At 54.8% G+C, this 24618-nt stretch carries 16 protein-coding genes and 1 tRNA gene; 10 read left to right on the top strand and 7 right to left on the bottom strand.

The genetic code is table 11. The features are described from left to right. Positions 1 to 176: 176 nt before the first annotated feature. The 3 genes from HMPREF2804_RS00590 to HMPREF2804_RS00580 are packed head-to-tail and all read left to right on the top strand — an operon-like array spanning position 177 to position 3104. The gene (locus HMPREF2804_RS00590) at positions 177 to 1259 is read left to right on the top strand and encodes a DUF262 domain-containing protein (protein ID WP_070626882.1); all 1083 of its coding nucleotides are present in this window, start codon (positions 177 to 179) and stop codon (positions 1257 to 1259) included. Further along, on the top strand, positions 1246 to 2001 hold the full coding sequence (locus tag HMPREF2804_RS00585; protein ID WP_083308317.1) for an MAE_28990/MAE_18760 family HEPN-like nuclease: 756 nt from the start codon (positions 1246 to 1248) through the stop codon (positions 1999 to 2001). The genes HMPREF2804_RS00590 and HMPREF2804_RS00585 overlap by 14 nt, the downstream gene beginning before the upstream one ends. Then, a complete protein-coding gene (locus HMPREF2804_RS00580; RefSeq protein WP_070626880.1) occupies positions 2001 to 3104 on the top strand; it encodes a DNA cytosine methyltransferase in 1104 nt (367 codons plus the stop codon). Before HMPREF2804_RS00585 ends, HMPREF2804_RS00580 begins: the two co-directional genes overlap by 1 nt. Before the next feature lie 113 nt (positions 3105 to 3217). On the opposite strand, the gene manA is transcribed toward HMPREF2804_RS00580, so the two are convergent. Next, positions 3218 to 4399, bottom strand: a complete 1182-nt coding sequence (gene manA / locus HMPREF2804_RS00575) for a mannose-6-phosphate isomerase, class I (RefSeq protein ID WP_070626879.1) — start codon at positions 4397 to 4399, stop codon at positions 3218 to 3220. A 150-nt stretch (positions 4400 to 4549) separates the two neighbouring features. Here manA and HMPREF2804_RS00570 point away from each other — a divergent pair, with 150 nt between their 5' ends. After that, a complete protein-coding gene (locus tag HMPREF2804_RS00570; RefSeq protein ID WP_070626877.1) occupies positions 4550 to 5953 on the top strand; it encodes a phosphomannomutase/phosphoglucomutase in 1404 nt (467 codons plus the stop codon). A 776-nt stretch (positions 5954 to 6729) separates the two neighbouring features. Here HMPREF2804_RS00570 and HMPREF2804_RS00565 read toward each other — a convergent pair. The 3 genes from HMPREF2804_RS00565 to HMPREF2804_RS00555 form a co-directional block, all read right to left on the bottom strand. After that, on the bottom strand, positions 6730 to 7899 hold the full coding sequence (locus HMPREF2804_RS00565; RefSeq protein WP_070626875.1) for an FAD-binding oxidoreductase: 1170 nt from the start codon (positions 7897 to 7899) through the stop codon (positions 6730 to 6732). A gap of 503 nt (positions 7900 to 8402) precedes the next feature. Continuing rightward, the gene (locus tag HMPREF2804_RS00560; RefSeq protein ID WP_004006574.1) at positions 8403 to 8915 is read right to left on the bottom strand and encodes an RrF2 family transcriptional regulator; all 513 of its coding nucleotides are present in this window, start codon (positions 8913 to 8915) and stop codon (positions 8403 to 8405) included. 360 nt (positions 8916 to 9275) lie between these two features. Next, positions 9276 to 11126 carry a phosphoenolpyruvate carboxykinase (GTP) gene (locus HMPREF2804_RS00555; protein WP_048754571.1) on the bottom strand — a complete coding sequence of 617 codons (1851 nt, stop codon included), beginning with the start codon at positions 11124 to 11126 and terminating at the stop codon, positions 9276 to 9278. Positions 11127 to 11608: 482 nt separating this feature from the next. On the opposite strand from HMPREF2804_RS00555, the gene HMPREF2804_RS00550 reads away from it, so the two are divergent. The 5 genes from HMPREF2804_RS00550 to HMPREF2804_RS00530 all read left to right on the top strand — a co-directional run bounded on the left by HMPREF2804_RS00550 (position 11609) and on the right by HMPREF2804_RS00530 (position 16148). After that, positions 11609 to 11681: transfer RNA gene (locus HMPREF2804_RS00550), tRNA-Arg, on the top strand. A gap of 506 nt (positions 11682 to 12187) precedes the next feature. Next, complete coding sequence (locus HMPREF2804_RS00545) at positions 12188 to 13522, top strand: hypothetical protein (protein WP_070626873.1); 1335 nt, start codon at positions 12188 to 12190, stop codon at positions 13520 to 13522. Positions 13523 to 13543: 21 nt separating this feature from the next. Next, positions 13544 to 14728 (top strand): cell wall biosynthesis glycosyltransferase, encoded by a 1185-nt coding sequence (locus HMPREF2804_RS00540; RefSeq protein WP_070626872.1) that lies wholly within the window; start codon positions 13544 to 13546, stop codon positions 14726 to 14728. A gap of 216 nt (positions 14729 to 14944) precedes the next feature. Continuing rightward, entirely contained in the window at positions 14945 to 15265 is a 321-nt protein-coding gene (locus tag HMPREF2804_RS00535; protein WP_004006570.1) for a 2Fe-2S iron-sulfur cluster-binding protein, read from the top strand. A 1-nt stretch (position 15266) separates the two neighbouring features. Then, positions 15267 to 16148 carry a DUF4232 domain-containing protein gene (locus HMPREF2804_RS00530; protein WP_013398462.1) on the top strand — a complete coding sequence of 294 codons (882 nt, stop codon included), beginning with the start codon at positions 15267 to 15269 and terminating at the stop codon, positions 16146 to 16148. 291 nt (positions 16149 to 16439) lie between these two features. On the opposite strand, the gene HMPREF2804_RS00525 is transcribed toward HMPREF2804_RS00530, so the two are convergent. From HMPREF2804_RS00525 to HMPREF2804_RS00515, 3 genes are all read right to left on the bottom strand, one after another. Next, positions 16440 to 17096, bottom strand: coding sequence for a malonic semialdehyde reductase (locus tag HMPREF2804_RS00525; protein WP_239664711.1), 657 nt, complete (start codon positions 17094 to 17096; stop codon positions 16440 to 16442). A gap of 183 nt (positions 17097 to 17279) precedes the next feature. After that, positions 17280 to 17864: a malonic semialdehyde reductase gene (locus tag HMPREF2804_RS00520; RefSeq protein ID WP_070626871.1), complete on the bottom strand. Its 585-nt coding sequence runs from the start codon at positions 17862 to 17864 to the stop codon at positions 17280 to 17282. A gap of 323 nt (positions 17865 to 18187) precedes the next feature. Next, positions 18188 to 18772 (bottom strand): malonic semialdehyde reductase, encoded by a 585-nt coding sequence (locus HMPREF2804_RS00515; protein ID WP_070626869.1) that lies wholly within the window; start codon positions 18770 to 18772, stop codon positions 18188 to 18190. 190 nt (positions 18773 to 18962) lie between these two features. Here HMPREF2804_RS00515 and HMPREF2804_RS00510 point away from each other — a divergent pair, with 190 nt between their 5' ends. Then, positions 18963 to 24554, top strand: coding sequence for an Lhr family helicase (locus HMPREF2804_RS00510; RefSeq protein WP_070626867.1), 5592 nt, complete (start codon positions 18963 to 18965; stop codon positions 24552 to 24554). Positions 24555 to 24618: the final 64 nt, after the last annotated feature.

Below are 24618 nucleotides of genomic sequence, written 5' to 3'. Positions count from 1 at the left end.
TAAGATAGACTAGAGAAGGTTCCATGCCGACCTTGGAGTATCTTACATCTGGAAGGCCATCATCTATACTGTCTTTTAAAATCGTAAGAACATAATTGAACCTCAAGCTCATGGTTACCGCAAAATTCATAGCCCAGCGACGAGATGAATTGCCAAAAAGAGAGGACTAGACAATAATGACACACTCAAGTAAACATCCAACTGACGAGCAGATCCGCCTCGCAGACGAACAAATTATTGAACAATCAAAACGGATAGGTTTCTACATAACTGAATATTCTGTCGAAATACTAGCCAAGAAAGTACATGATAATGAATACATAATACCTTCTTATCAACGAGAATTTACTTGGGAGAATAAGCGAAAATCACGTTTCATAGAGTCTCTAATTATGGGTTTACCAATTCCCTTCTTTTTCTTTTGGGAAATGTCAGATGGAAAGCTTGAAATAGTTGATGGCTCCCAACGGCTTCGCACAATCGAGGAGTTTATCTACAAAGGATTTAAATTAGATGAGCTTGACTCGCTAACTCATCTCACAGGATTTCGCTTTGAAGACCTTCCGGAATCCAGACAGCGAAAAATCAAAAACCGTTCAGTTCGAGGTATTGTTATGAACGAAAATGCCGATGAAGCAGCGCGGCTCGACATGTTCGAACGAATCAATACCGGAAGTAAAAACGCGAATATGGCTGAGATCCGCCGAGGTGCCTTGTCTGGTCCATTCCTTGACTTAGTAGTGGAACTCTCTAATTTTCCTCTTCTACATACGCTTGCTCCTATATCCGCAAAGGTTAAAAAAGAACGTGGTTACGAGGAGCTCATAACCCGTTTTTTTGCATATAGTGATGGACTGGAAAGCTACCGTGATCGCCCTTCAGACTTTCTTTTTGACTATTCCAAGAAGATGAATAATGTATTTAATAACGATTCTTCTCTAGCCGAGACATACCGTCAACGTTTTGTTGATGTTCTAGATTTTGTATCAAAACATTTTCCATTTGGCTTTAAAAGGTCTATTAAAGGAAATGCAACACCCCGTACTCGATTTGAAGCTATTTCTCTCGGCGTCTATAATGCATTAAAAGAAAATCCTAGCCTCAACAATCTTACTCCTGAAAAAACTAACGTCAATTCATGGATCTCAGGGGACGAGTTTAAGAGTATCGTCAGAGCGGACGGAGCAAATGCAAAATCTCGACTACAAGGTCGTATAAACTTTGTCAAGAATAAGCTGGTGAATAATGGCAATAACTGAAATTTCCCAGTTCTTTGATGAACGATACCAAGAAATAGAATCATATTTATCATTTTTACAGGACATTGAGAAGTCAGTCCAAGGAGGTTCACCTAAACTTAGTAACGTTGATACACAAATAACACCAGACCAGCAGAAGATTCTTAATGCAAGCCTTTATCTACAACTATACAATTTAGTTGAATCCACAGTTTCTAAATTCCTTGAGATGGTTGTCAACGAAATTAAGAAAGCGGAACGCGCCCCTGGCGATCTAGGCGAAGAACTGAGGAGGGAGTGGGTACGTTCTATTGCACGTACGCACCACGACGACCTAGGCGCTGAAAAGCGTCTTGAGGCTGCACTTAAAATGTGTGAACAGTTATTGCAGGAATCTCCAATTGCAGATTTTACAATTGAGCGCGGTGGAGGAGGCAACTGGGATGATTCTTCAATTGAGGAAATGTGTAAGCGACTAGGCTGCCGTCTAACTATTTCCTCTGATATTCGTAAAGAAGTAAAGCGTCACAGACGTGATGATATGGGTGCTCTAGGAATTGTCAAGACTCTTCGCAACGATCTTGCGCATGGCTCACTATCGTTTGCCGAATGCGGCAACGATGTGACCGTATCTGAGCTCCAAGATATTACCACAGTGGTTGGAAAATACTTGAGGGAAGCAATTACATGTTTTATTAGTTTTATTGATTCAAATATATCTAGGAGTAAGCCTAAGATAGGACAAGGAGAGGTGGTTGCTTAGTGGGGACGAGTACTAATAAACCTGTAATTCGTGCGATCGATCTCTTTTGCGGAGCGGGCGGTTTGACTCATGGTCTTTCTCAAGCGGGGATTGATGTTATCGCAGGTATTGATATTGATCCCGTTTGCAAATACCCTTATGAGTCCAATAATAATGCAAAATTTATAGAGAGTGACGTTAATAGTTTCTCAGCTAAAACCCTTATAGAAATGTTCCATGGTGCTGATCTCAGCCTGCTTGCTGGTTGTGCACCATGTCAGCCATTCTCAACATACAGCCGATCGGGCCGTAGCAAAAAACGGGGGAACGACTGGCAGCTTGTTGAGACTTTTGGAAAATTAGTGAAGCAAGTGCAACCCGACCTTGTCACAATGGAAAATGTACCTCAGTTACTTAACCACCCAGTATTTGAGTATTTTCTAGAAAATCTAAAAGGATACTCCATTGAGTGGTCTGTAGTTCAAGCTGTTAAAATTGGTATCCCACAGACTCGGAAACGGCTTGTTCTTATTGCTTCAAAATTAGGGACTGACGGACTCACAGTGCCTCAAAGTAATCAAGAAGTGAAAACCGTACGTGAAGCTATCGGTCGTTTGCGTCCCATTCAAGCGGGAGAATCTGATCCCAAAGATCCCCTACACGTTGCGCCCCGGTTGAGTATGAAAAATATGGAGCGCATACAACACTCAAAACAGGGGGGATCATGGCGCGATTGGCCTGAAGAACTTCAAGCCGCCTGCCATAGGAAAAGTAGTGGCGCGACTTACCCAAGCGTGTACGGTCGTATGTCCTGGGATAAGGCTAGCCCGACAATCACTACCCAGTCTTTCGGATATGGGAATGGGAGGTTTGGTCATCCAGAACAGGATCGAGCAATCTCTTTGCGAGAAGCTGCAATTTTGCAAACTTTTCCCCCTACGTACAAGTTTGTACCCCCTGGCGAATCTGTACGATTCAACGTACTTGGGCGCCTAATTGGAAATGCGGTTCCAGTTCAACTTGGTAAGGTGATCGGAGAAACTGTCGTAAAACATGTTACTCAATCTCAAATTTCAAAATCCTATGAAGAGAACCATCTACATACTCGCCCTTTAGCAAGTTAACTCATGCTTCGGTCTAGCATAAATCCGCCGTTGGCCAAAACAATACCTTGTCTTGACCAACGGCGGAAAATCATGAAATTTCGAAGTTATGTACTGCTGATTCCTTCCAGTCTCTACACATACCGGGCGATATACAGTTCGCCCTCCCCCGTGATGGTAACGGAAGTAGAATCCCCAGCATGCAGCACCGACTCGGTGCCACACAGCGTTATGTTCTGTTCGCCCGCAGAAATCGTGACCGAACCATCCACCACCAGCGCGGCAGAAGTGCCTTCAAAGGTGTATTCAACTGATTCGTCAGCGAGCACCCGTATATGCTGCACGCTCATGCGTTCATCCCACATGGCGTATTGTTCCACGCCCGAACCGTTCGCCGCCGGGCGCTGTAGTACCGGCGCATCCTGACGCTCACCGAGCACCTTAATAAGTTCTTCCGCATCAATATGCTTTGGGGTAAGACCTGCGCGCAGCACATTATCCGAGGGATTCATGAGCTCAATCGCCGTACCAGAAACATATGCATGCACCTGACCATCCGGGGTAAAAGCAGAGTCCCCCGGCGCAAGATTCATCAGGTTCATCACAAACGCGACGAGTAGCCCCTTATCACCCGGATACTTCTGCCCCACCAGGTTCACCAGGTTGGCTGCATCCGACACCGTTGCAGAGACACCATCCTGTGTCATCAGCTTTTGCGCCGCATTTACCAAACCCGCTATGGCGCGGTCAGCAGCATCCTGCGGAAGACGAATAATCTCGGTCAGCAATTGTTTCGGGCTCAGCTGCACACGAGAACTCAGCCAATCGGTGCCAAAAGCTTCAGCCAGCTCTCGCAGCTCGCTCTGCGGGCGCACGCCCGTCAGTACCTTCATGGGGGTTAAGGCAATTACGTTCTCAGGTTTAGAGTACCGGTCTTTATAGTTACGATGCGGCGCATCAGCCGGAATTCCGCGCGCCTGTTCATCCTCGAACCCGGCGACGGCCTGCTGCGGTGTAGGGTGAACCTGAATCGACAGCGGAGCATCGATAGCCAAAATCTTAAACAGGAACGGGAACCAGTCGCTCGCGCGGTCAGGGCGCAAAAAACGGTCCGGATGCGCCGCCACCAGCTCGTTCAACGGCGACACAGATCCATCGACCGTGGCCTCAGACGGAGCCGCAGGATGCGCCCCCACCCAAACCTCAGCCTCCGGCTTTTCTGTGGGTACGGGCACACCGCGCATGCGACCCAGAACTTCGTGCGAACCCCACGCATAATTCTGAATCTTATTCTTCAACGGAAAAATTTCGCCCATGTCGCCTTGGCCTTTCTAGGAACTTTTACACGCAACATCACCAAAACTACGGCATACGTGATATAAAACCCATAAAATTCAGGGAATTCTCTGGATACTCCCACCAATTATAGAGGTACATTTCGAAGATATACCCGCTAAAATAAACGAGTGACTACTATTAACCTCAAAGACTCATTTAAGGCGTACGACGTTCGCGGTATCGTCGGCGAAACTATTACCCACGAAACTGTGCGTGCAACCGGCGCCGCTTTTGTTGATGTGCTCGGTCTGGCTGGTCAGACCGTTTTGGTGGGCGGTGACATGCGCCCCTCCTCCCCCGAATTCATGGATGCATTCGCTGAAGGTGCCACCGCACGCGGCGCAAACGTCCAAAAAATCGGTCTCATTTCAACCGACGTGCTCTACTTTGCATGCGGTATTGAGAACGCTGCGGGCGTTACTTTCACTGCAAGCCACAACCCCGCCGAATACAATGGCATGAAAATGGCTAAGGCCGGGGCGGTTCCTGTATCTTCCGAAACCGGTCTTTTCGATATTCGTGATCTTGCCCAGAAGTACCTCGACGAAGGCTCTATTCCTACCGTTGAGAATCCCGGCGTCGTCACCGAAAAGGACGTTCTCAAAGCCTACGCCGAGTACTTGCGTAAGCTCGTAGACCTCTCCAATATCCGTCCCCTCAAGGTTGTTGTGGATGCGGGTAACGGCATGGGCGGTAAGACCACACCCGCCGTCTTGGGGGATGCTCTTCTGCCTGCGCTTCCGCTTGAGATTGTGCCCCTTTACTTTGAGCTCGACGGAACTTTCCCGAACCACCCGGCTAACCCGCTTGAACCCGCCAACCTTGTCGATCTGCAGAAAGCGGTTGTTGAGCACGGCGCAGACATCGGTCTTGCCTTTGACGGCGATGCCGACCGTTGCTTCGTGATTGATGAGAAGGGTAACGCGGTCACCCCCTCTGCCATTACCGCGCTCGTGGCAGAGCGTGAAATCGCCCGCGCTAAGGCGGAAGGCAACGAACAGCCTGTTATTATCTATAACCTCATCACGTCCAAGGCCGTACCCGAGCTCGTCGAAAAGCTCGGTGGACGCGCTGTGAAAACCCGTGTGGGTCACTCCTTCATTAAGGCAGTCATGGCTGAAGAATCCGGTATTTTCGGCGGTGAGCACTCCGCGCACTACTATTTCAAGGACTTCTTCAACGCAGACACCGGCATGCTCGCCGCGATGCACGTGCTCGCGGCCCTCGGCGGCGGTAACCAGGCGCTCTCCGAGATCAGCGCCAGCTACTCCCCCTATGTCGCGTCCGGTGAGATCAACTCCGAGATTGAGGACAAGGCAGCCGCGGTAGACCGTGTACGCGCGCACTACGCTGGCGCGCCTGTAGAGGTCGAAGACTCCGACGGTACCACCTTCACCAACACCGAAGAAGGCTGGTGGGCGAATCTGCGGCCTTCCAATACTGAGCCGTTCCTGCGTCTGAACCTTGAAGCACCGGATACCCCCACGATGGAGCGCGTGCGCGACGAGATTCTGGCTCTGGTGCGCCAGTAGTTCTTTGAACTCCATATTTTGGGCGGATGCCGATTATTATCGGTATCCGCCCTTATTCTAAGCATTATTGGTGCTGGGTTATAGTTATACGATCGCCTTATAGCCCTGGCACGAGCGCATTTGAGCCGCTTCGCCCCGGTAGGCGCGCCGGGCGTGAACGCCAGCGCGAGGGCTTTGTAGTTTTAACAGGGATATACCCACTGATATTTAGGTATAATGTTAGATAGCGGGCACCCCTAAACCGCGAAGCTAGGGGAACCCGCTGAAACGTCACATCGGCTTAGCCGATGACGTCGATTAGGTCAGCAATCGCTTTGACGAGTTGCGCGAGGGCTTTGATAATTCGCGCAGCCGCCAAAGCGATTTTGCTTTTACCTTTTTTCGGCATTCCGTCTCACCCCCTTTCGGAACTACGACCCTCCACGGCTGATTAGGTCAGAAGTGTTCCGTGGGGTGTAGCCGCGACGGGGGCTTCTTTAGTTTACCTTTGGACATTTAGAAATACTTAAATAAAAATATTGGGGGCTCAACGCCCCCAATATTATTTATCTCTCCTCCTGAATATGGGATATTCGGTGCAGCGTCAGACGGGTCTCCCAAACGGCTTCAGGGTGTTCTCCAAGAGCCTTCTTCAGGATGCAGATGCGCGATAAAAGAGGAACGAGGCGCCCCTGGCACCGAGAGACGGAGTTGCGCAGAGGCATCCTGAAGAAGGCGACTATCAGCTCACCCAGCCGCCTCTAAATACCCCAGCACGGGCTACGCCAAAGTAGCCTTTACGAGCGCAGCATCCACTGATCCGGTCCAAAGATCTCATAATTGATATTCTGCGCCGGTACACCTGCATCCACGAGAGCGGAACGCACGCCCTTCATGAACGGCAGCGGACCGCACAGGTATACGTTTGCCTCCGCAGGTACGCCCAGCTTTGCGATGTCCACACGGCCACGGTAATCGCCAGTTTCTTCGTCTTCTATGAACGAGATGAGCTTACCGTGAGGAAGTTTTTCGATCAGCTCGGTCATTTCCTCACGCAGCGGCCATGTATCAAGGCGACGGTCAGCGTGAACCACGGTTACCTGACGCTGAGAACCGGACTCAATCAGCTCATTGAGGAAGCTAATCATAGGGGTTACGCCGATACCCGCTGAGAAAAGGTAGAGGGGTGCATCCGCAGAGCCGAAGCCTTCCAGGGTGAGGTCACCATAAGGGTTGGAAATCTCGACGACATCGCCAATCTTGAGCCCGTGAATGATCGAAGTCATTTCGCCGTTCGGATCGAGCTTCACGCCGATACGACGCTGGTTTTTATCGGACGGAAGCAGGGTGTATTGGCGGGGCTGGCGCAGACCATCGCGTGCCTTCGTAATAATGGAAATGTACTGTCCTGCTTTCGCCTCAGTCATGGGGGTGTTATCGGCAGGTTCAAAGGTCAGCACGACCACGTTATCGCCGGTTTCTTGGCGATCAACAACTTTGAAGGGCGCGTGGGTAACATTATTTGCCTGGGATGCATAGAGTCCCTTTTCGATCTTGATCAGGGCGTTCGCCATGAGCCAGTACACTTCACTCCAGGCATCCACGACCTCTTCAGTTGCTGCTTCGCCCAGGTCTGCGGCAATCGCCTCAAAAAGATACTTGTAGACGGTCGGGTATTCATTCTCTTGAAGCCCTAAGGACGCGTGCTTATGCGCCACACGGGAAAGCACCTCGTCAGGGTAGGAATCGGGGTGCTCCATAATGTAGGAAGCGAAGACCGCGATGGACCCAGCAAGCGCCTTCGGTTGGGTGCCTTCGAGCTGAGACGACCGAGAGAAGAGCCCGTCCATCAGGTCGGGACGGGCGGCAAACATACGCTCGTAGAAGTCTGGTGTAATGTGCCCGATACGCTCTGCAATAATCGGCAGGGTTGCCTCGATAACCGGGCGTGATTTTTCGGAAAGCATGAGGGATGTGCGCCTTTCTTTCTTAGATTTTAGTGATATTTTGCTTGTAAACCTTTTTAGGTTATCACCTTTTATTGTTTGCTAAGATAGTGTTTTCTTGCGGCGTGAAATATTTAGAATGCCTTTGTATCAGATAGTGTGTTTTGCATAGTAGTGTTTATGTGATTATTTTCACCGCGATATACCGTGATGTGAATAAAAATAATTTTGTACCTTGACGCTAGGTTTCACGCAGGGTGAACAACAGTGTTGTTCTACAACGTATAAACTGGCATACCAGTCACCTGCCCCTCTTACGGAGGCGGACTCAGGTCACATACCTGCCTTCTTAAACGGACACCGGGCACATACGGTCAATGTATATTCTTACGGTGCCAACCCTTGACAGAGGCAAGCTATCAAAAGAGAAAACTCCACGCTTTCACGGTTTATCCGCTACTTTCTCTCGCATAGTGCATCTACTCTCTGAGCAACAAACATTTGTCACCCTGAGACTTTAATCTTTAATGCGATGCTACTGCAGGCCGGGGAGGTACGGGCGGCAGCTCTCGTTCCGTAGGCTCGTGCACGAGCGGCCCCAACCCCAGTTCCACAAAAACGGGCCCAGCAGGCCGCGCTCCGGCGGGAAGTTCAGAGATAACAACATCATCAACAGAAGCATAGAAAGCTTCACGAGCGCGGGCTAAAACCGTTCGCAGACGACAAAAACTATCTAGGGGACAGTTGCCGTTTTCATCTTCGCATTCGATCATAGGAATATCACCCTCGGTACTACGAAGTACCTGCCCCACGGTCGCTTTGCGCCCCGTCTCCGACAGCAGGACGCCACCGGATCGCCCACGGGTAGATTCAAGCAACCCTTGATTGACGAGGAACGCCACAGATTTTGCGACGTGATTATAAGGGGTTCCGACTCCCTCCGAGATCCTCTGAGTCGAGAGTTTTTCCCCTTCCTGCAAGGAAGAAAGAAGCATCATAATACGTAGTGATACGTCTGAAAAAGCCGTCAGGCGCATGCTTCGTATCTCCTTTCAACAGTTTATTGAGGGCTAAATAATATAGGGCTTGTCCGTTCTACCGGAAAATTCTAGTCTTCGTACCACCCGCACGAAAATTAGGTATGGCTTTACTGCACACAAAATGCGGAGTCTGTATAGCAATATTTTAAGGCATTGGTGGATATTTACACCTTTTCTGCATAAACTGTGCACCATCCCACACACCCGAGTATGCCATATCACGCTGTACGCGCTGCACACCCGATCGGTGGGATGTGCTTTACAACAATGTAAGAGCAGGCTTTCACAAACGGTGGGGTGGGATACGCATTGTCAGCGCATCCCACCCCACCATGGTGTCATATTGCCGAATGTTCCTTAGTCTTCAAGAGACTTTGCCAAGGCGTCACGCTCAGCTTTGACCTCTGCGGGGAGCTTATCGCCGAACTTCGCTAACCATTCGTCAATGCCGGGCAACTCGGCCACCCACTCGTCCTTTGAAACGGCGAGTGCTGCGTTAAGTTCTTCATCGCTGATGCTCAGACCGGTTAGGTCGAGATCTTCCTTCGTGGGTACGGTGCCCAGGAAAGTCTGCGTGCCGCCGCCCTTGCCGTCGAGGCGGTCGAAGATCCACTTGACCACGCGGGAGTTTTCACCAAAGCCGGGCCATGCGAAGCCACCGTCGGGGGTGCGGCGGAACCAGTTCACGTAGTAGACCTTCGGCATGTTCTCGGCACCGTGCTTCTTACCCAGGTCGATCCAGTGCTGGAAGTAGTCGCCCGCGTTGTACCCGATGAAGGGAAGCATTGCCATGGGATCGCGGCGAACCACGCCGACGGCGCCCTTTGCAGCTGCTGTGGTCTCAGAGGAGAGGGTGACCGCGCGGAAGACACCTTGTTCCCAGCTATCGGATTCGGAGACCAACGGCACGGTAGTCTTGCGGCGACCGCCCAGCACGATGGCGCTCAGCGGCACACCCTCGGGGTCGTAGTACTCGGGGGCGAGCATATCCACCTGGGATGCGGGGGTGCAGAAACGCGAGTTGGGGTGCGCTGCGGGACGCCCCGATTCAGGAGTCCAGTCCTTGCCGGTCCAGTCGGTCAGGTGCGCGGGTGCCTCGTCGGTCTTACCTTCCCACCATACGGAGCCGTCATCGGTGAGCGCCACGTTGGTAAAGATAGTATTGCCCTTAGAGATTGCCTTCATGGCGTTGGGATTAGTGGAGTAACCGGTGCCGGGCGCCACGCCGAAAAGACCCGCCTCGGGGTTAACGACGCGAGCCTGGTGATTCTCGTCAAATTCGATCCACGCGATATCGTCGCCGACCATTTCGGCTTTCCAGCCGTCGATGGTGGGGTCCATCATCGCGAAGTTGGTTTTACCGCAGGCAGAGGGGAACGCAGCGGAGATGTAGCGGGTAACGCCCTCAGGGTTGGTGACCTTGAGGATGAGCATGTGCTCAGCCATCCAGCCCTCATCATGACCGATAACCGAGGCGATACGCAGTGCATAACATTTCTTGCCCAGCAGTGCATTGCCGCCATAACCCGACCCGAAGGACCAGATTTCGCGGGTTTCGGGGAACTGCACAATGTACTTCTCGGGGTTGCAGGGCCAGGACACGTCTGCCTGCCCGGGCTCAAGCGGAGCGCCTACGGAGTGAAGCGCCTTCACGAAGAAGCCCTGAGTTTCGTCCAGTTTCGCGAGCACATCCTTGCCGATAGTTGCCATAATGCGCATTGAGCACACCACATAGGCGGAGTCGGTAATTTCGACCGCCATCTTGGGGTTCTTTGCTTTCAAAGAGCCCATGACGAAGGGAATGATGTACATGGTACGCCCGCGCATCGAACCTTTGAAAAGGCCGGTGAGAGTCTGCTTCATCTCCACGGGGTCACGCCAGTTGTTGGTAGGACCAGCGCCTTCTTCGGTCTGTGAGCAGATAAAGGTGCGCTCTTCCACACGTGCCACGTCGTCGGGGTCAGAGAACGCTGCATACGAGTTGGGGAACTCATGATCGCTTAGCCGTACGAAGGTACCTGCATCGACCAGTTCTTGGGCGAGTCGGTTGTACTCCTCTTCGGAACCATCAACCCAGTAGATACGGTCGGGCTCGGTAAGTGCTGCAACATCGCGCACCCAGGCTAAGAGCTCGGGGTGGGTTGTGGGAGCGTTCTGCAGGCTCTTTTCAAGTTCTGCAGAAAGAGTACCGGTTGAGATGTCAGTCATTGACCTATTTCCCCTTTGAGTCTTGAGAATTGCCGGGCACCTCACTGGCACGGCAGGCAGTGTGTTGTGAGGATGTTTTAAACTAACGAGGGCGTGTAGCTTCCTTAAAATACACGCCCGTGGAATTTTCCACATCCTCGTGTTCATCTAGAATAGCGCATTTAGCTGATGAGTCGAGTATTTTATATTTGACCCACTGCAGCGCTCTTGTCCTTAAGTTGGTTTGCCTGTGGATGCGGCGCAGCTTCACCGAATAATCCCGAGCGTTCCCACGAATTCCAAAATTTTTTGAAAAATTTTCCCACCCCGCAAAAACATTGAAATTACGCGGTTTTTATGCCATTTTTAGGAACTTTGCGAGTAATAGTTGAGGGTTTTTGTTAGAACTAACACTCTTTTTCGACTTGCGCGCTATCAAGGGTGCCCGTATAGTATTGTTTGTTGCTGCGACGGGTAGTTATAAGCCCGGTCGCGAGGAGCATGCGCCTGTAGCTCAACGGATAGAGCGTCTGACTACGGATCAGAAGGTTGGGGGTTCGAATCCCTTCAGGCGTACGAACGAAGCCTTTCCTGTCAAGGAAGGGCTTTTTTGCTGTCTATCAAAGCCTGCAGACGTGGCAGTTTGAAAGTCCTCGGCGAGTAATCGCCGGGGATTTCGCCGTTTCTATACCCTAAAACAACTATTGAATAGCGTATAATTGACGAGTATAGAGAACCACGATCCGATCCTTCTGAGTCACAACATGCAGGCATTCACATCTACAAACAGCTTCACCTCAGGCACTATACCCATGCCTTCAGAAGCGGTGACTATCGGGGGTCTCAACGCAAAACCAGCCTATGAAATTTCGGCTATCCATACGATCAGTGCAACCAGACGCATCGCGTAAATACTTGGCCTGCCCCTCAGTTTCCGGTGTGCCACCAGCTCTAACACCGCTTTTATCTGCTAGGGGATTAAAAACACCGTCATCCCAAGACAGGCTTCAAAAATACCGGTAATCTGGATACACCCCAATTTTCCAGGGAAAGTATTTCAACAGCGAAGGAGCGTCAACATCATGGTTCAGCTCACGATACCGCAATCCCTAGTGGGTTCCCTCATAGATATTGCTCAGCTAAAAGATATTACATACTATCCGGCAAATCACCGATGCGCCCACTGGGCAGTCTATAGCGAAGATCAGACCGAGCTTCTGTGTCCTTGTGCACCCGCCGAATCTGCATCCGTCGAGAAGCTGTTCAGCGCCGCATCCGAGATACTGTATAAGAATTTTCGACACCGTATTGAAAACGCCGACGATATTGTTTCTTTCTCAACTCAAGAGCACGAAGATGTTAGTGCAGCTCAGGCCGACGAGGTCGTCACCGGTTCTCTGCCGCTGGTTCCCGAAACCACGATTAGCGCCGCGGTGGATGCTCCCGCCGACATGATGGAGGAACCTGCGAGTGATGATAGCGCAGATACGACCCAGACTGGCCCTATACCCGTTCCTAAGGTGCCCACTCCCCTAGAGCAGGCCCAGCCGGTACCTTCCCATGAACAGCCGCAAGTTCCCACGCCCGGCATCGCCCGCATGCCTTCTCCCGCGATGTTCAAGAAGAAGAGCACGCTCACCTATACTCCTCCGCGCATTGAAGAATACCTGCAACAGCTGCGCACGAACCAAGCAGCACAGTCCTCAGCGGAAAATACAACCCCACAACCCGAGACGGCTTCTTCACAAACACCAAAGCCAGCGGGTTCACAGACTTCAGCATCCGGTGCGCAGCCTCCCGCACAGGTATACGGACACACACGGAAGACCGCGCTGCCTTCTTTGAATGATCCCATCACCAAGGCCGAACGCACCGCCAACTATCGTGTAGATCCGGGACGGTTGGACACCTTCAAAAAAGACAATATCGATCTGGTGACTATCCGCGAAGTTATCACACTGGGCCGCGCCGAACGCATTAACGGTTGGATTATTCGGTTCCGCCACAACGATTACCGAGTCGATGTCAATACCGCGTCTATGACCGTTATCACCGCCCTTGACGAGTTTGATGATTTTGATGGACGAAGCGGCACAGAATACAGCCCCGAAGCCGCTCGCGAGCTTCTTGGCGTCCCCGATATCACCGCCTGCGATTTCACCTCCGGAGCGCAGAATTATCTTAAAACCCACGGCGGCGAGGCCTTCGATGCGATGGTCTCCGCCATCAGCTCCCCCGAAAAAGTACGGGTAAACCTCGATTGGACGCGCGAATATCACGGAAGCGGTATACAGGTTACGATATCGCCCGATAACCGCATCGTCATGAGTATTCGACAATCCGTCACAGATACCGACGCCAACGGTGCTGAAGATACCCCGGAAAATTCTCTAGAATCAAACGCCACAGCCTCATAGGGGTTAGGAGGAAAGCACCTTATGAACAAGAAAATAGACATTCCCGTCGAGCTTTATGCCCGCCTGCAGGAGCTCTCCCACCTAGCGCGATACGAATACACCGAGCAGGAGGGCACCTGGACTATACAGAACCCCAAGGGTGAAAGTCTGCTGGATGCGCGGCGCACAATCTCCCCGGAGGCTGCGGAGCTTTATTTCACCATCATGCCGCTTCTTGCCTCAGAATTTATTGCCCAAAACGAGGCGCTGGTAACCGCCTATCGCAACGCACCCAAGCCTGCGGCGGTCAAGCCCACGATTAAACCCTCAGGTCAGCAGCTTATTCCCCTGCTTGAGGTTCCGCACGAGAACCAACGCATTGCCGAACAGATTGAGAATGATTTCTACGGCGATGTTCCGCCGGGCGACCGCATCTACCCGGTACTGCCGGGTGTCATCGATCATATGATGCGCAACAACCTGGGGTACGCGCTCGTCCTTGAGCTCATTACGGCCCCAGACAGCGAACGCCGCGACGAATCCGCCCAGGAAAACCGTTTCGGACGTGAGGTTCAGCATTACTCAAACCGGCGCCTCGGGTACACCGCCGTTCTGAACGCGAATACCTCCGAGGTTATCTCGGTACATCCTTTTGATGGCTCTACGCTCAGCGCCCCCAGCGGACACTACGAGCTCACCCCTGATGCCGAGAAGCAACTAAGCGCCCTGGGACTCACAGCAGAACTTGTGGAGCGCATCCTCGAAGAGGCGAATGATCGCCGACCGATTCCGGGCACGAACCGTACCGTATACTCCCTGCACGGCTATTCGGTAGAGTTCTCAAACACCAACCATAAGATTGTCAGTGTGCGCAAGGGTGTGGTGAAAACACGCAACCCCTTCGAATCGCAGCCCAGGATGCGCGGCACCAAGTCGCAGCGCGGCGTTAAGATTCCGCACGATATTCACGCTTTTAAGAATCTTCTGGAAAGTCACGGTTTTACGATTACGATGGGTGGCAAGCACTACGATATTCGTCACGAAAAATTGGCGCCGGGTATGAAAGCTACCACATCTGTGACCCCCTCCGACAGCCAACGTTGGCATCTGAATTCGGCCCGTCAGATCCGCGAGATTTTTGGTGTGGACCTGCGATACGCCAATCCCAAAGATACCTGCCGCGGTATCGTGCATGCCCTGGAAACAGAGGAAGATTTCGAGGAATAACCTCCAGAACAGGGCACTCTCATTCACCATTTTCGACTCGTTCCCTAGGGCGCACGGGTCACGGATGCGCTGTGCACGGCACCACTGCATCATAGGGTTAACCTTGGTACTCTTCTCGCGGGCGCACCTCTGTCATACCCCCGTCGCAAAGTTTTACGGGGTAAGCTCTGAGTTTACAATAGAGGTGCATCTACACAATGTGAGGAGGACACGCGCGTGAGCGTGAAGATCAATGTAACCGGAGAAGACGGTGACAGCCGAGAGATCGAATGGGAGGATCACCAAACTCTATTAGAAGCTGTACAGGCGAACGGGTTCCCCGTGCTCGCAACATGCGGTGGCAACGCATCCTGTGCCACGTGCCATACCTTTATTGATCCAGAACACTACGCGGCTTCAGGCGATCGTACCGACGCTGAGGAGGATCTCCTCGACATGGTAGACGACGTAGCTAACGAATACTCGCGCCTCTGCTGCCAGGTGGAATATGCACCCGGCATGGATGGCGCCTCTATACAATTGCAGGCGGCGATGTAATATGACGAGTTCGGCTAAGATACTCTACTCCGCAACCGCACTTCTTTGCGCCCTTACGCTGGCAGGTTGCGGCGTTTCCGATGCCGATCATTCTGCGCAGACTGACGCTTCACCGAGCGCATCCGCCAGCGTTGCTCAGGGTAAAATTACCCGTGCTTCCGACCCGGCGCATTCTGTGTCCCCCGGTTCTATCAGTACCGCGGGCGGGGATAGCTCTCAAAGCCCTGAGGATAACCCCACAGATAATAACGACTCTCACTCAAACGATGAACATTCCGAGGATGGAGCTAAGAAAAAAGACTCCAATTCTAAGGATTCTCACGATAAAAAGAGTTCATCCGGCGAGGAAAGCAAAGATGCGGATGGCTCTTCATCGAATAACGATGGAGATAACGGCACTGAAGAATCATCCAGCCCAGAAGCTAAACAGCCAGGGCGTTCAGCAACCGGTTCTTCAGGTTCACTCCTAGCGTCAGCCTGCCAGATCACCGATCTCTCGGTTTCTGTTTCCGAAGATAAAGGCACACCCGGAGCCCGGAAATTCATTCTGACGTTCACGAACGTTTCTGAGGAGCCCTGCGTGCTCAAGGGTAACCCGACGGTTGTCTACGCAGATTCTAATTTCAGTCAGATTGGCTCACCGGCACGCCCGGCGGCAGGTTCAACGAACCCTACCGGCACGCTTCTGCACACAGGTGAATCTACAAACGCCCCAGTGACCTCGGTCAACGCTGGTCCTCTGGGTAAGAACTGTTCACCGACAATGGCGCACGGATTCTTAGTTCAGGTTCCCGGTGACGGCAACTGGACGACGGTCTCTGCTTCCTCTGAGGCGTGCACCGGCAAGGTCCAGCAGCTGTCCGTGGGACAGTTCGGTTCGTAACCACTCAGCACACGAATGATGCGCTCCGAGAAGAAGCGATAACAGCAAGAGGCGGTTCCTCATACGGGAACCGCCTCTTCAGCATCTACACAATGCTTTATTTATACACGAGGTTTACCTAAGTTTTCCACCTCATCACCCTGGTACAGAAATATTTCTTACCTATCTATGAGATAGACCACCCGATGAAAGGAAAACGCTAGGAACTCGCTCGCACGTGGTATACGCCGCCGCGTTTCAGGGCTGCCGTAAGCGCAGGAAAATCTCGTGGCGGGACGCGAAGCACGGAAATTAAACAGTGCGCGTGACATCCTCAAAGTCAAAGCGCAGCCCGCGTGCCCGATAGGGGCCCAAACCATAGCCGAGATTCACCACGAGGAAAGGCTGTTGATCTGCGCCGCCGAGCAGAACGGGGTCGGCGGCAAGAGCCTCAAAATCTACGCCGGTGATAGGCCCGGCATCTAAACCTAGCGCACGCACCACGGTAATAAAGTACCCCGCCTGTACCTGTGCGTTTAGCCTGCCCAGCGGAATGCGCTCTTCTTCAGCCTCGAAGAACTCCTGCGCTGCCACGGCGTGCGGAGCGAACTCGGCGAACCGTTTCTGCCAATTCTTGTCGTACCCAAGAACCGCATTCACGGGCGCGCTGGCAGCAGCATCGCGATTACTTTCGTGAAGATATCCCAAAAGGCGTTCTTTCGCACTCTTCGACCGCACCCACGTAATGCGCAAAGGCTGATTGTTGTAGGCGGTAGGCCCGAGCGCGGTAAGCCGATAAATCTCACGAAGCTGCTCTTCAGTCACCGGATCATCGCTGAACTGATACGAGGTGCGGGGCAGTTCATATAGCGCCTCACGCTGTTCACGGGACAGGCGTGACTGGCGGCTCGGATTCGCGAGATAGGGTTCCGGTTCGATGCCCCGGTCGGCAGCACTGCGTGAGCTCACGTTCTTTCCCTTTCGGCAAGTATGCGGCATATGGAGCAAGAGGCACGTTACGCACCACTCCCCTTTTCCATAGTGCACCCGCCTCAGCTTCAACGCATAGCCACAGGGGTTTTCCCGATAGATTCCGTCAAACTTCGTCACAAAACCGGTAGGCGGTGCATCCTGGTGCAGATGCACGAGCTGCTAGAGGCTGCGGGTTACATCATCGAATCCGAACCGGGTATCGCGCGGGTACTGGGTTGGAACGCCGTACCCTAAGTTCACCACAAGAATGGGATGCTCGTCGGTCCCCGCAAAAAATTCTTCGTACAGCCCCTCAAAATCGGCCCATAAGGGACCGGCGTCTAGACCAAGGGCGCGCACAGCGGTAATAAAGTAACCTGCCTGCAGGTTGGCGCTCTGCTGAGCGGCAAAGGTAATAACTTCCTCGGTCGTACAGTAGTTCCTGATAGTCTCTGCCGCGCGGGGGTTAAACACATCTGCACGGTCTATCCACGCCTTATCGTATGAGAGTATGGCATTGACAGGTGCCTGACGAGCCTTTTCTTGATTAGCCTCAATCAGGTGCTTGACAAGGCGCTCACGGGCCTCGGGACTCTTGATCCAGGTGATGCGCAAAGGCTGACTATTGAAGGCCGTGGGCCCCAGATAGGTGAGCTCCTGAATCTCCCGAAGCTGATCATCAGTGACGGGCCGATCGGTAAATTTACGCATAGTTCGGGGCTCACGGAAAAGAGCGGTGATTTGGTCCTCAGATAAACGGGTCATCTCTCATATCCTTTCCTATAACCTCAGGTTCTCTCGACACGGTGAATCTATTCGTCCCCCGCAAGGCTACCGCGCCGTTCTTTCCATCATGCACCGGTTCGCACCATAAAGCTACCCCCAGAATTCACGCCACGGCAGTTCCCCATTCCCTCAAAGCCCAGCAAAAATCGGTGGCTGCAGCATCATCAGATACGGCAGCCACCGGTACACCACATATTCGCAGGCCTCCGGACACATATACCTAGCTACCGGATTCCTGCGGTTTACTCTCGCTGGGGACCGAAGGCGCACCTCGGCGGCTCAGCGAGCGCGAAACACGGCTTTTAGATGCTGCGGGTTACGTCATCAAACTCAAAACGGGTACCGCGCGGATACTCGGGAGCCACACCATAACCCAGGTTTACGACGAGGAAGGGCCGCTGGTCGGTACCTTCAAAGAATTCAGCGGCGATACCATCGAAATCCGCGCCAGTCATGGGGCCCGCATCCAGGCCAAGAGCGCGCACGGCGGTCAGGAAGTAGCCAGCCTGAAGTGCAGAGCTCAGCGCGCCCGCGGGAATACGTGCCTCTTCAGCCTCGTAGTAGGATTCAAAGGCAGCGGCCTGGGGTGCGAATTCCCCAAAGCGTTTCTGCCAGTTTTTATCGAAGGCCAGCACAGCGGTTACAGGAGCCTTGAGGGTCTTCTCCTTATTTCCGTCCATCATGTGCTTGACAAGGCGCTCGCGAGCTTCGGGGCTCTTTACCCAGGTGATGCGCAGGGGCTGGCTGTTGAAGGCCGTGGGCCCCAGGTAGGCGATCTCATGGATCTTCTGCAGCTGCTCATCGGTGACGGGCTGATCAGTGAATGCACTCACGGTGCGAGGTTCGCGAAAGAGAGCGGTGATCTGGTCTTCGGTCAAGCGGGTCATACCTGTGTCCTTTCAGTGAAATAAATTACTTTACCTGTAAAATTTTATGATGTACGTAATGTACATATTCAATTATTATGGCCCCATCACACGGAAAAGTCTTGTGTTCGCGCACAATTGCCCCTGTAATATGTGCCACGCTCAAAAAACTTTCAAGGAGAATCCGGGGCATATACGAGATAATGGGACCATGCCCGACGCTCTAGGACCTTTCTCACCCGCCACTCAGCAATGGTTCCGCAACGCTTTTGGCACTCCGACCGCCGCGCAGGAAGGCGCCTGGGAGAGTATCAGCAAGGGCGAAAACGCGCTTATTATCGCCCCCACGGGCTCCGGCAAAACCCTTGCCGCTTTCCTATGGGCACTCGATGCGCTCTACCGCGACAAAAGCACAGAACCGGACCAGCGCGAGCTCACGACATCGACTCAGGCACGGAAAAACGGGGACGCTCGGGAAACACAAAAGACCAAGAAACAGCGTGCGGGCGGTACGCGCATCCTGTATGTTTCGCCCCTGAAAGCTCTCGGGGCGGATGTGGAGCGCAACCTGCGCGCGCCGCTTGCGGGGATTGCGCATACAGCGAAGGAATCCGGGCAAACCCCACCCGATATTACCGTGGGTATTCGGAGCGGTGACACCCCGGCGCGCGAGAGGCGGCAGCTGATCAGCAACCCGCCCGATATTCTGCTAACCACCCCCGAATCGCTCTACCTTATGCTGACCTCTGCGGCACGTTCGACACTCACCGGTGTGACAACTGTGATTGTAGACGAGGTACACGCCCTGGCGGGAACCAAGCGCGGGGCGCATCTGGCTGTGTCCCTTGAGAGGCTCGATCAGCTGGTGGAGCGGCCGGTGCAGCGCATCGGACTGTCGGCAACCGTGAACCCGCCCGAAGCCGTCGCCACATTTTTAGGCGGAGTGCACCCGGTGACAATCGTGGCGCGGCAGGTGCCCAAACGTTGGGATCTGCGGCTCTCGGTACCCGTGCCGGATATGGCGGCACTCGGCGGGGCAAACGATTACGGGCAGGGCAGCTATGCGCCCGGGGAGCAGCGGGCACCACGCGGACAGGATTCGCCCGGTTCAGCCCCGGACGCACTAGAGTTGCCGGTTCAGGCAGCTGATGATGCGCCATCCTATACTCTTGCGGATGCTATCGGCACCTTCCCCGGCGAAGAAGGATTATCTCTTGAACTGCCGAACAGCTCCGCCGAACAAGACGGTACTGCGAGCGCGGCAGCAAGTGCAGGGGCACGGAAGCCGGGCGGTGAGGGCGAGCGCGCATCCGGGTATCGTGCCTCGATTTGGCCTTATGTTCAGGAACGCATCGTGGACGATATCGAGAATAATCGTTCTACAATCGTGTTCGTGAACTCGCGTGGGCTCGCCGAAAAACTTACCGCGGCTCTCAACGATATTCATGTGCGCCGCGAGCTCTCACGGCGCGAGCTCGCGGGTGAGCCCCTGCCTGACATTGGTGAGGAACCAGACATTGCGCCGCTGGCGCGGGCGCATCACGGTTCGGTGGCGAAGGATCAGCGCACGCTTATCGAAGAATCCCTCAAGAATGGTTCGCTGCGGTGTGTGGTCGCCACAAGTTCCCTGGAGCTCGGCATCGATATGGGGCATGTGGATGAGGTTATTCAGGTGGCGTCTCCGCCGTCGGTGGCTTCCGGTCTACAGCGGGTGGGTCGTGCCGGGCACCGCGTGGGCGAGGTTTCGCGCGGGCTTTTTTATCCGAAGCATCGCGGGGATTTGTTGGGCTCTGCCGTGGCTCTGTCCGGTATGCTCGCCGGGTCTTTAGAACCGCTTACCGTTCCCGCAAACCCGCTGGATGTGCTTGCCCAGCAGACCGTCGCCGCCTGCGCTCTGGGACCTATCGGGGTGGATGCCTGGTACGAGGCGCTGCGCCGCACCGCCCCTTTCGCGAACCTTTCGCGCGCGCTCTTTGACAGTACTTTAGAGATGCTGGCGGGCAGGTACCCTTCCGATGAGTTTGCGGAGCTTCGCCCGCGCATTATTTGGGATCGCACCGCCACCGCTGATGCGCCAAGCGGCACAATTGAGGGGCGGCCCGGTGCGCAGCGGCTTGCAGTAACTTCGGGCGGGACGATTCCCGATCGTGGGCTTTTTCCTGTCTACCTGGCCGGTTCTGAGGATTCCAAAGCACCTAAACGGGTGGGCGAGCTGGACGAGGAGATGGTCTACGAATCGCGGGCGGGCGATGTTATCGCCTTGGGCGCGAGCAGTTGGCGCATCGAGGACATTTCGCACGATGCAGTGCGCGTGAGCCCCGCACCCGGTGAGCCTTCACGTCTGCCGTTTTGGCATGGCGAGCGGGTGGGCCGCCCGGTGGCTCTGGGCCGTCGGTTGGGGCAGTTTACCCGCGAGTTAGCGAAGTCTGCGGGTGCTGAGTCCGCTAGCGAAGACACCTCAGCGACGGCTGCGATACGCGCCGAGCTGACCCGGTTAGGGCTGGACTCTTGGGCGAGCGATAATCTGCTCGCTTATATTCGGGAGCAGCGCGAGGCTACCGGCGTGGTCCCCACAGATAAGCGGTTTGTGGTGGAGCGCTGCCGCGATGAGCTGGGAGATTGGCGTGTTATTTTGCATTCGCCGTACGGGTATCCGGTGCACGCACCTTGGGCTGTGGCGGTGGGCACCCGCGTGCAGGAACGGTACGGTATCGACGCCAGCGCACTTGCGGCAGATGACGGTATTGTGCTGCGTATTCCCGCGGTGGAAGATACCCCGCCGGGTGCTGAGCTTTTTCTCTTCGAGCCCGATGAACTAGAGGAGATTGTCAAGGATCGTGTGGGCGAATCGGCGCTTTTCGCATCTCGTTTTCGAGAGAGCGCCGCCCGTGCCCTGCTTCTGCCGCGCCGCGATCCGGGCAGGCGCACTCCCCTATGGCAGCAGCGCCAGCGTTCGGCGCAGCTGTTGGATGTTGCGCGCAAATACCCCGAGTTCCCAATCCTGCTGGAAACCGCCCGCGAATGCTTGCAGGATGTATATGATGTTCCTGCGCTTCTTCAGCTGCATCGGGATATTGCCGCGCGGCGCATCAGCCTGTCGCAGGTGCAGACCGAGGGGCCTTCGCCTTTTGCCCGCACCATGCTTTTCGAGTACGTGGCGGAACATATTTACGATACGGATGCGCCCGCCGCCGAACGCCGCGCTGCCGCCTTGGCACTGGATCCGGCGCTTTTGGCGGAGCTGCTGGGTACCGCTCAGCTGCGCGATCTGCTGGATCCACAGGTGATTCTTGAGGTTCAGGAGCGTCTTCAGCGCACCGGGGCGAAGTATCGGGCACGCGGGGTTGAGGGCGTGGCGGATCTTCTGCGCCAACTCGGTCCGCTCACGGCGAGGGAGCTGGCGCTACGGCTGCGCGGGAATGAGGGGTCCGGGGTTGAGGCCGTGCCCGAGGTCTCTTGGAGCACTCCAAAAGGCAGCGAAAGTCGATCTAAAAAGGCTGATATTTCACATGAAACCGGGGATTCAGCCGAAAATACCGCCGAGGGTCTACCGGAAGAAGACCTTGAAACTACCCCGCACGCCACCGCCGAAGAGGCGCGCACGCTTGCCGAAGAGCTGGTCGCATCCCGCAGGGCATTCGTTATCAATCCGCACTCAAATATAGCGGGTAGCACGGAACCGATCTATGCCGCCGTGGAAGATGCCGCCCGGCTGCGCGACGGGCTAGGGCTGCCGCTTCCGGTCGGGATTGCTCAGGCGTACCTCATGCCAGTCGCCGCGCCGCTCGAAGACCTAATCTCGCGGTATGCGCGCACGCACATCCCCTTTACCGCAGCCGAGGCGAGCGCCCATTTCAGCCGCATCACGCCGACGGGTTCGGGTGCTATTCTGCCGGTTTTACGCGCTTTAGAGACGCAAAATCGACTGTTCTCGGGCGAATACCTGCCCGAGGAACTGCGTGTATCTCGCGCGGAGGCAGCCGATACGATACCGCTCTCCCCCGCGCCCACGGCAAGCCTGGAATGGGTGGATGCCGAGGTACTTCGCCTGCTTCGTGCCCGGTCGTTGGCGGCGCTGCGCCGCGAGATTGAGCCGGTACCGCAGCGTGCTTATGGCGCGTTCCTGCCCGCCTGGCAGGGAGTGCGTGCGCAGACGGTCAAGGTTTCGCGCAGGCTCGCGGAAACCACCGAGTACGGTGCGTATTACGAGCCCGAACGCACGGTTCAGGTTCTTGTCGAGAGCAAAGGTTCATCCACCGAGGCATTAGAGGGTCGCGAGGGCTTGCTGACGGTCATCGATCAGCTGGCCGGGGTGCGTGTGCCCGCCTCTGCCCTGGAGACCCTCGTCTTGCCAGCTCGGGTGCGTGATTATTCGCCGCAGCTGTTAGATGGTCTGCTGGCCAGCGGAGAGGTGCTTTGGCGCGGTGAGGGCGAAATCTCCGGCAATGACGGCTGGGTGAGCCTGCATCTTACCGAATCCGCCGAGCTGACCCTGCCCGATTCTTCCCGCACGCAGGCCTTGGATGAGCTGGGCTCGGTGGAGCACGCCGTCTTTGAGGCGCTTTCTGGCGGCGGGCTGTTCTTTATGCCGCTTCGTGAGCGCGTGAACGACATCTTGACCTCTCGCGCCGCCTCGGGCGAGGTTGTGCATTTTCCGGAGGCTTCGGAGGTGTCTGCCGCACTGTGGCGCCTGGTGTGGGCTGGGTTGGTCACGAACGATACTTTCGCCCCGGTACGTGCCATGCTGGCGGGCGGGTCGAGCGCGCATCCGGTGCGGCCCGCCGCTCCCTTGGCGCGCCCGGTGCGCAGGCGCGGTGCCGCGCGACTGTCTGCGGCACGTACTTCTTCGGGTGCTTATCCGCGCAGGTATAGCGGCTTGGGCGGCACTCGTTCCGGCTCTTCTGATCCGCAGGTTTCGGCCCGGGATTCTGGGCGGTTCAGCCATATTAGCCTTCCCCAGCCACCAGGCACCGAGTCCTCGCAAGAGGCAGATGCCACCGTTACCGCCTATGCACGCGCGGAACTTCTCTTAGACAGGTACGGTGTGCTCACCCGCGGCGCGCTCGCCTCTGAGGATGTTCCCGGCGGCTTTGCGGCCTTGTACCGCGTCTATGCGGCTGCCGAGGAACGTGCCCTGGTGCGGCGCGGATACTTCATTGAGGGGCTGGGTGCGGCTCAGTTCGCCTCCCCAGCAACAGTGGATGCGGTGCGTTCCTACGCTAATATTGGCGCTGATAATCCGCAAAATACCGGGGTAAAACGAATAAAAAACGAGGAAGTATTCGGTTTATTTGAGGGTGTTCTGCTGGCGGCTACAGATCCGGCGAATCCTTATGGTGCGGCGCTCACGTGGCCTTCCGTCCCCAGCTTGCTCTCGGTCTCTTCTACATTCGGCGGTGCGGAAGAGGCTGCGCGCGAAGGCACAGAGACCGCCCAGTCCGTGCGGCATCGTCCGGGGCGTAAGGCGGGTGCCTGCCTCATCCTGCTCGATGGTGAAGCGGTCCTCTATCTGGAACGCGGCGGCAAAACCCTGCTGTCTTTCACGGCTGATCCGCTCAAACTTGAGGCTGCGGCCCCGCTGCTGGCGCGCATCGTGCAGGCGGGTATTGCTGAGAAAATCGTGGTGGAAAAACTCAACGATTGTGATATTCTGGCAACCCCGGAACCGCCGACTCACCGGGGAGCGTCGAAGACCGATTCTGGCCGGCTGCCCGAGCATCCGGTGGTGGCGTTACGGCGCACGCTGCTTGCGCAGGGCTTTTACACAACTCCGCGCGGTCTGCGGATGCGCCGCTCCCTCTAAAATGCCGAGGTCTTTAAGTGCAGAAAGCCCCTGCATCGAGGAGAACCGAAATATTTTCGGTAAC

It is taken from the genome of Rothia sp. HMSC065G12 (assembly GCF_001811455.1).
In the GTDB taxonomy this organism is placed as follows: domain Bacteria; phylum Actinomycetota; class Actinomycetes; order Actinomycetales; family Micrococcaceae; genus Rothia; species Rothia dentocariosa.
The sequence above is the reverse complement of the archived record's forward strand: the minus strand, read 5'-3'. Positions and strand labels throughout refer to the sequence as shown.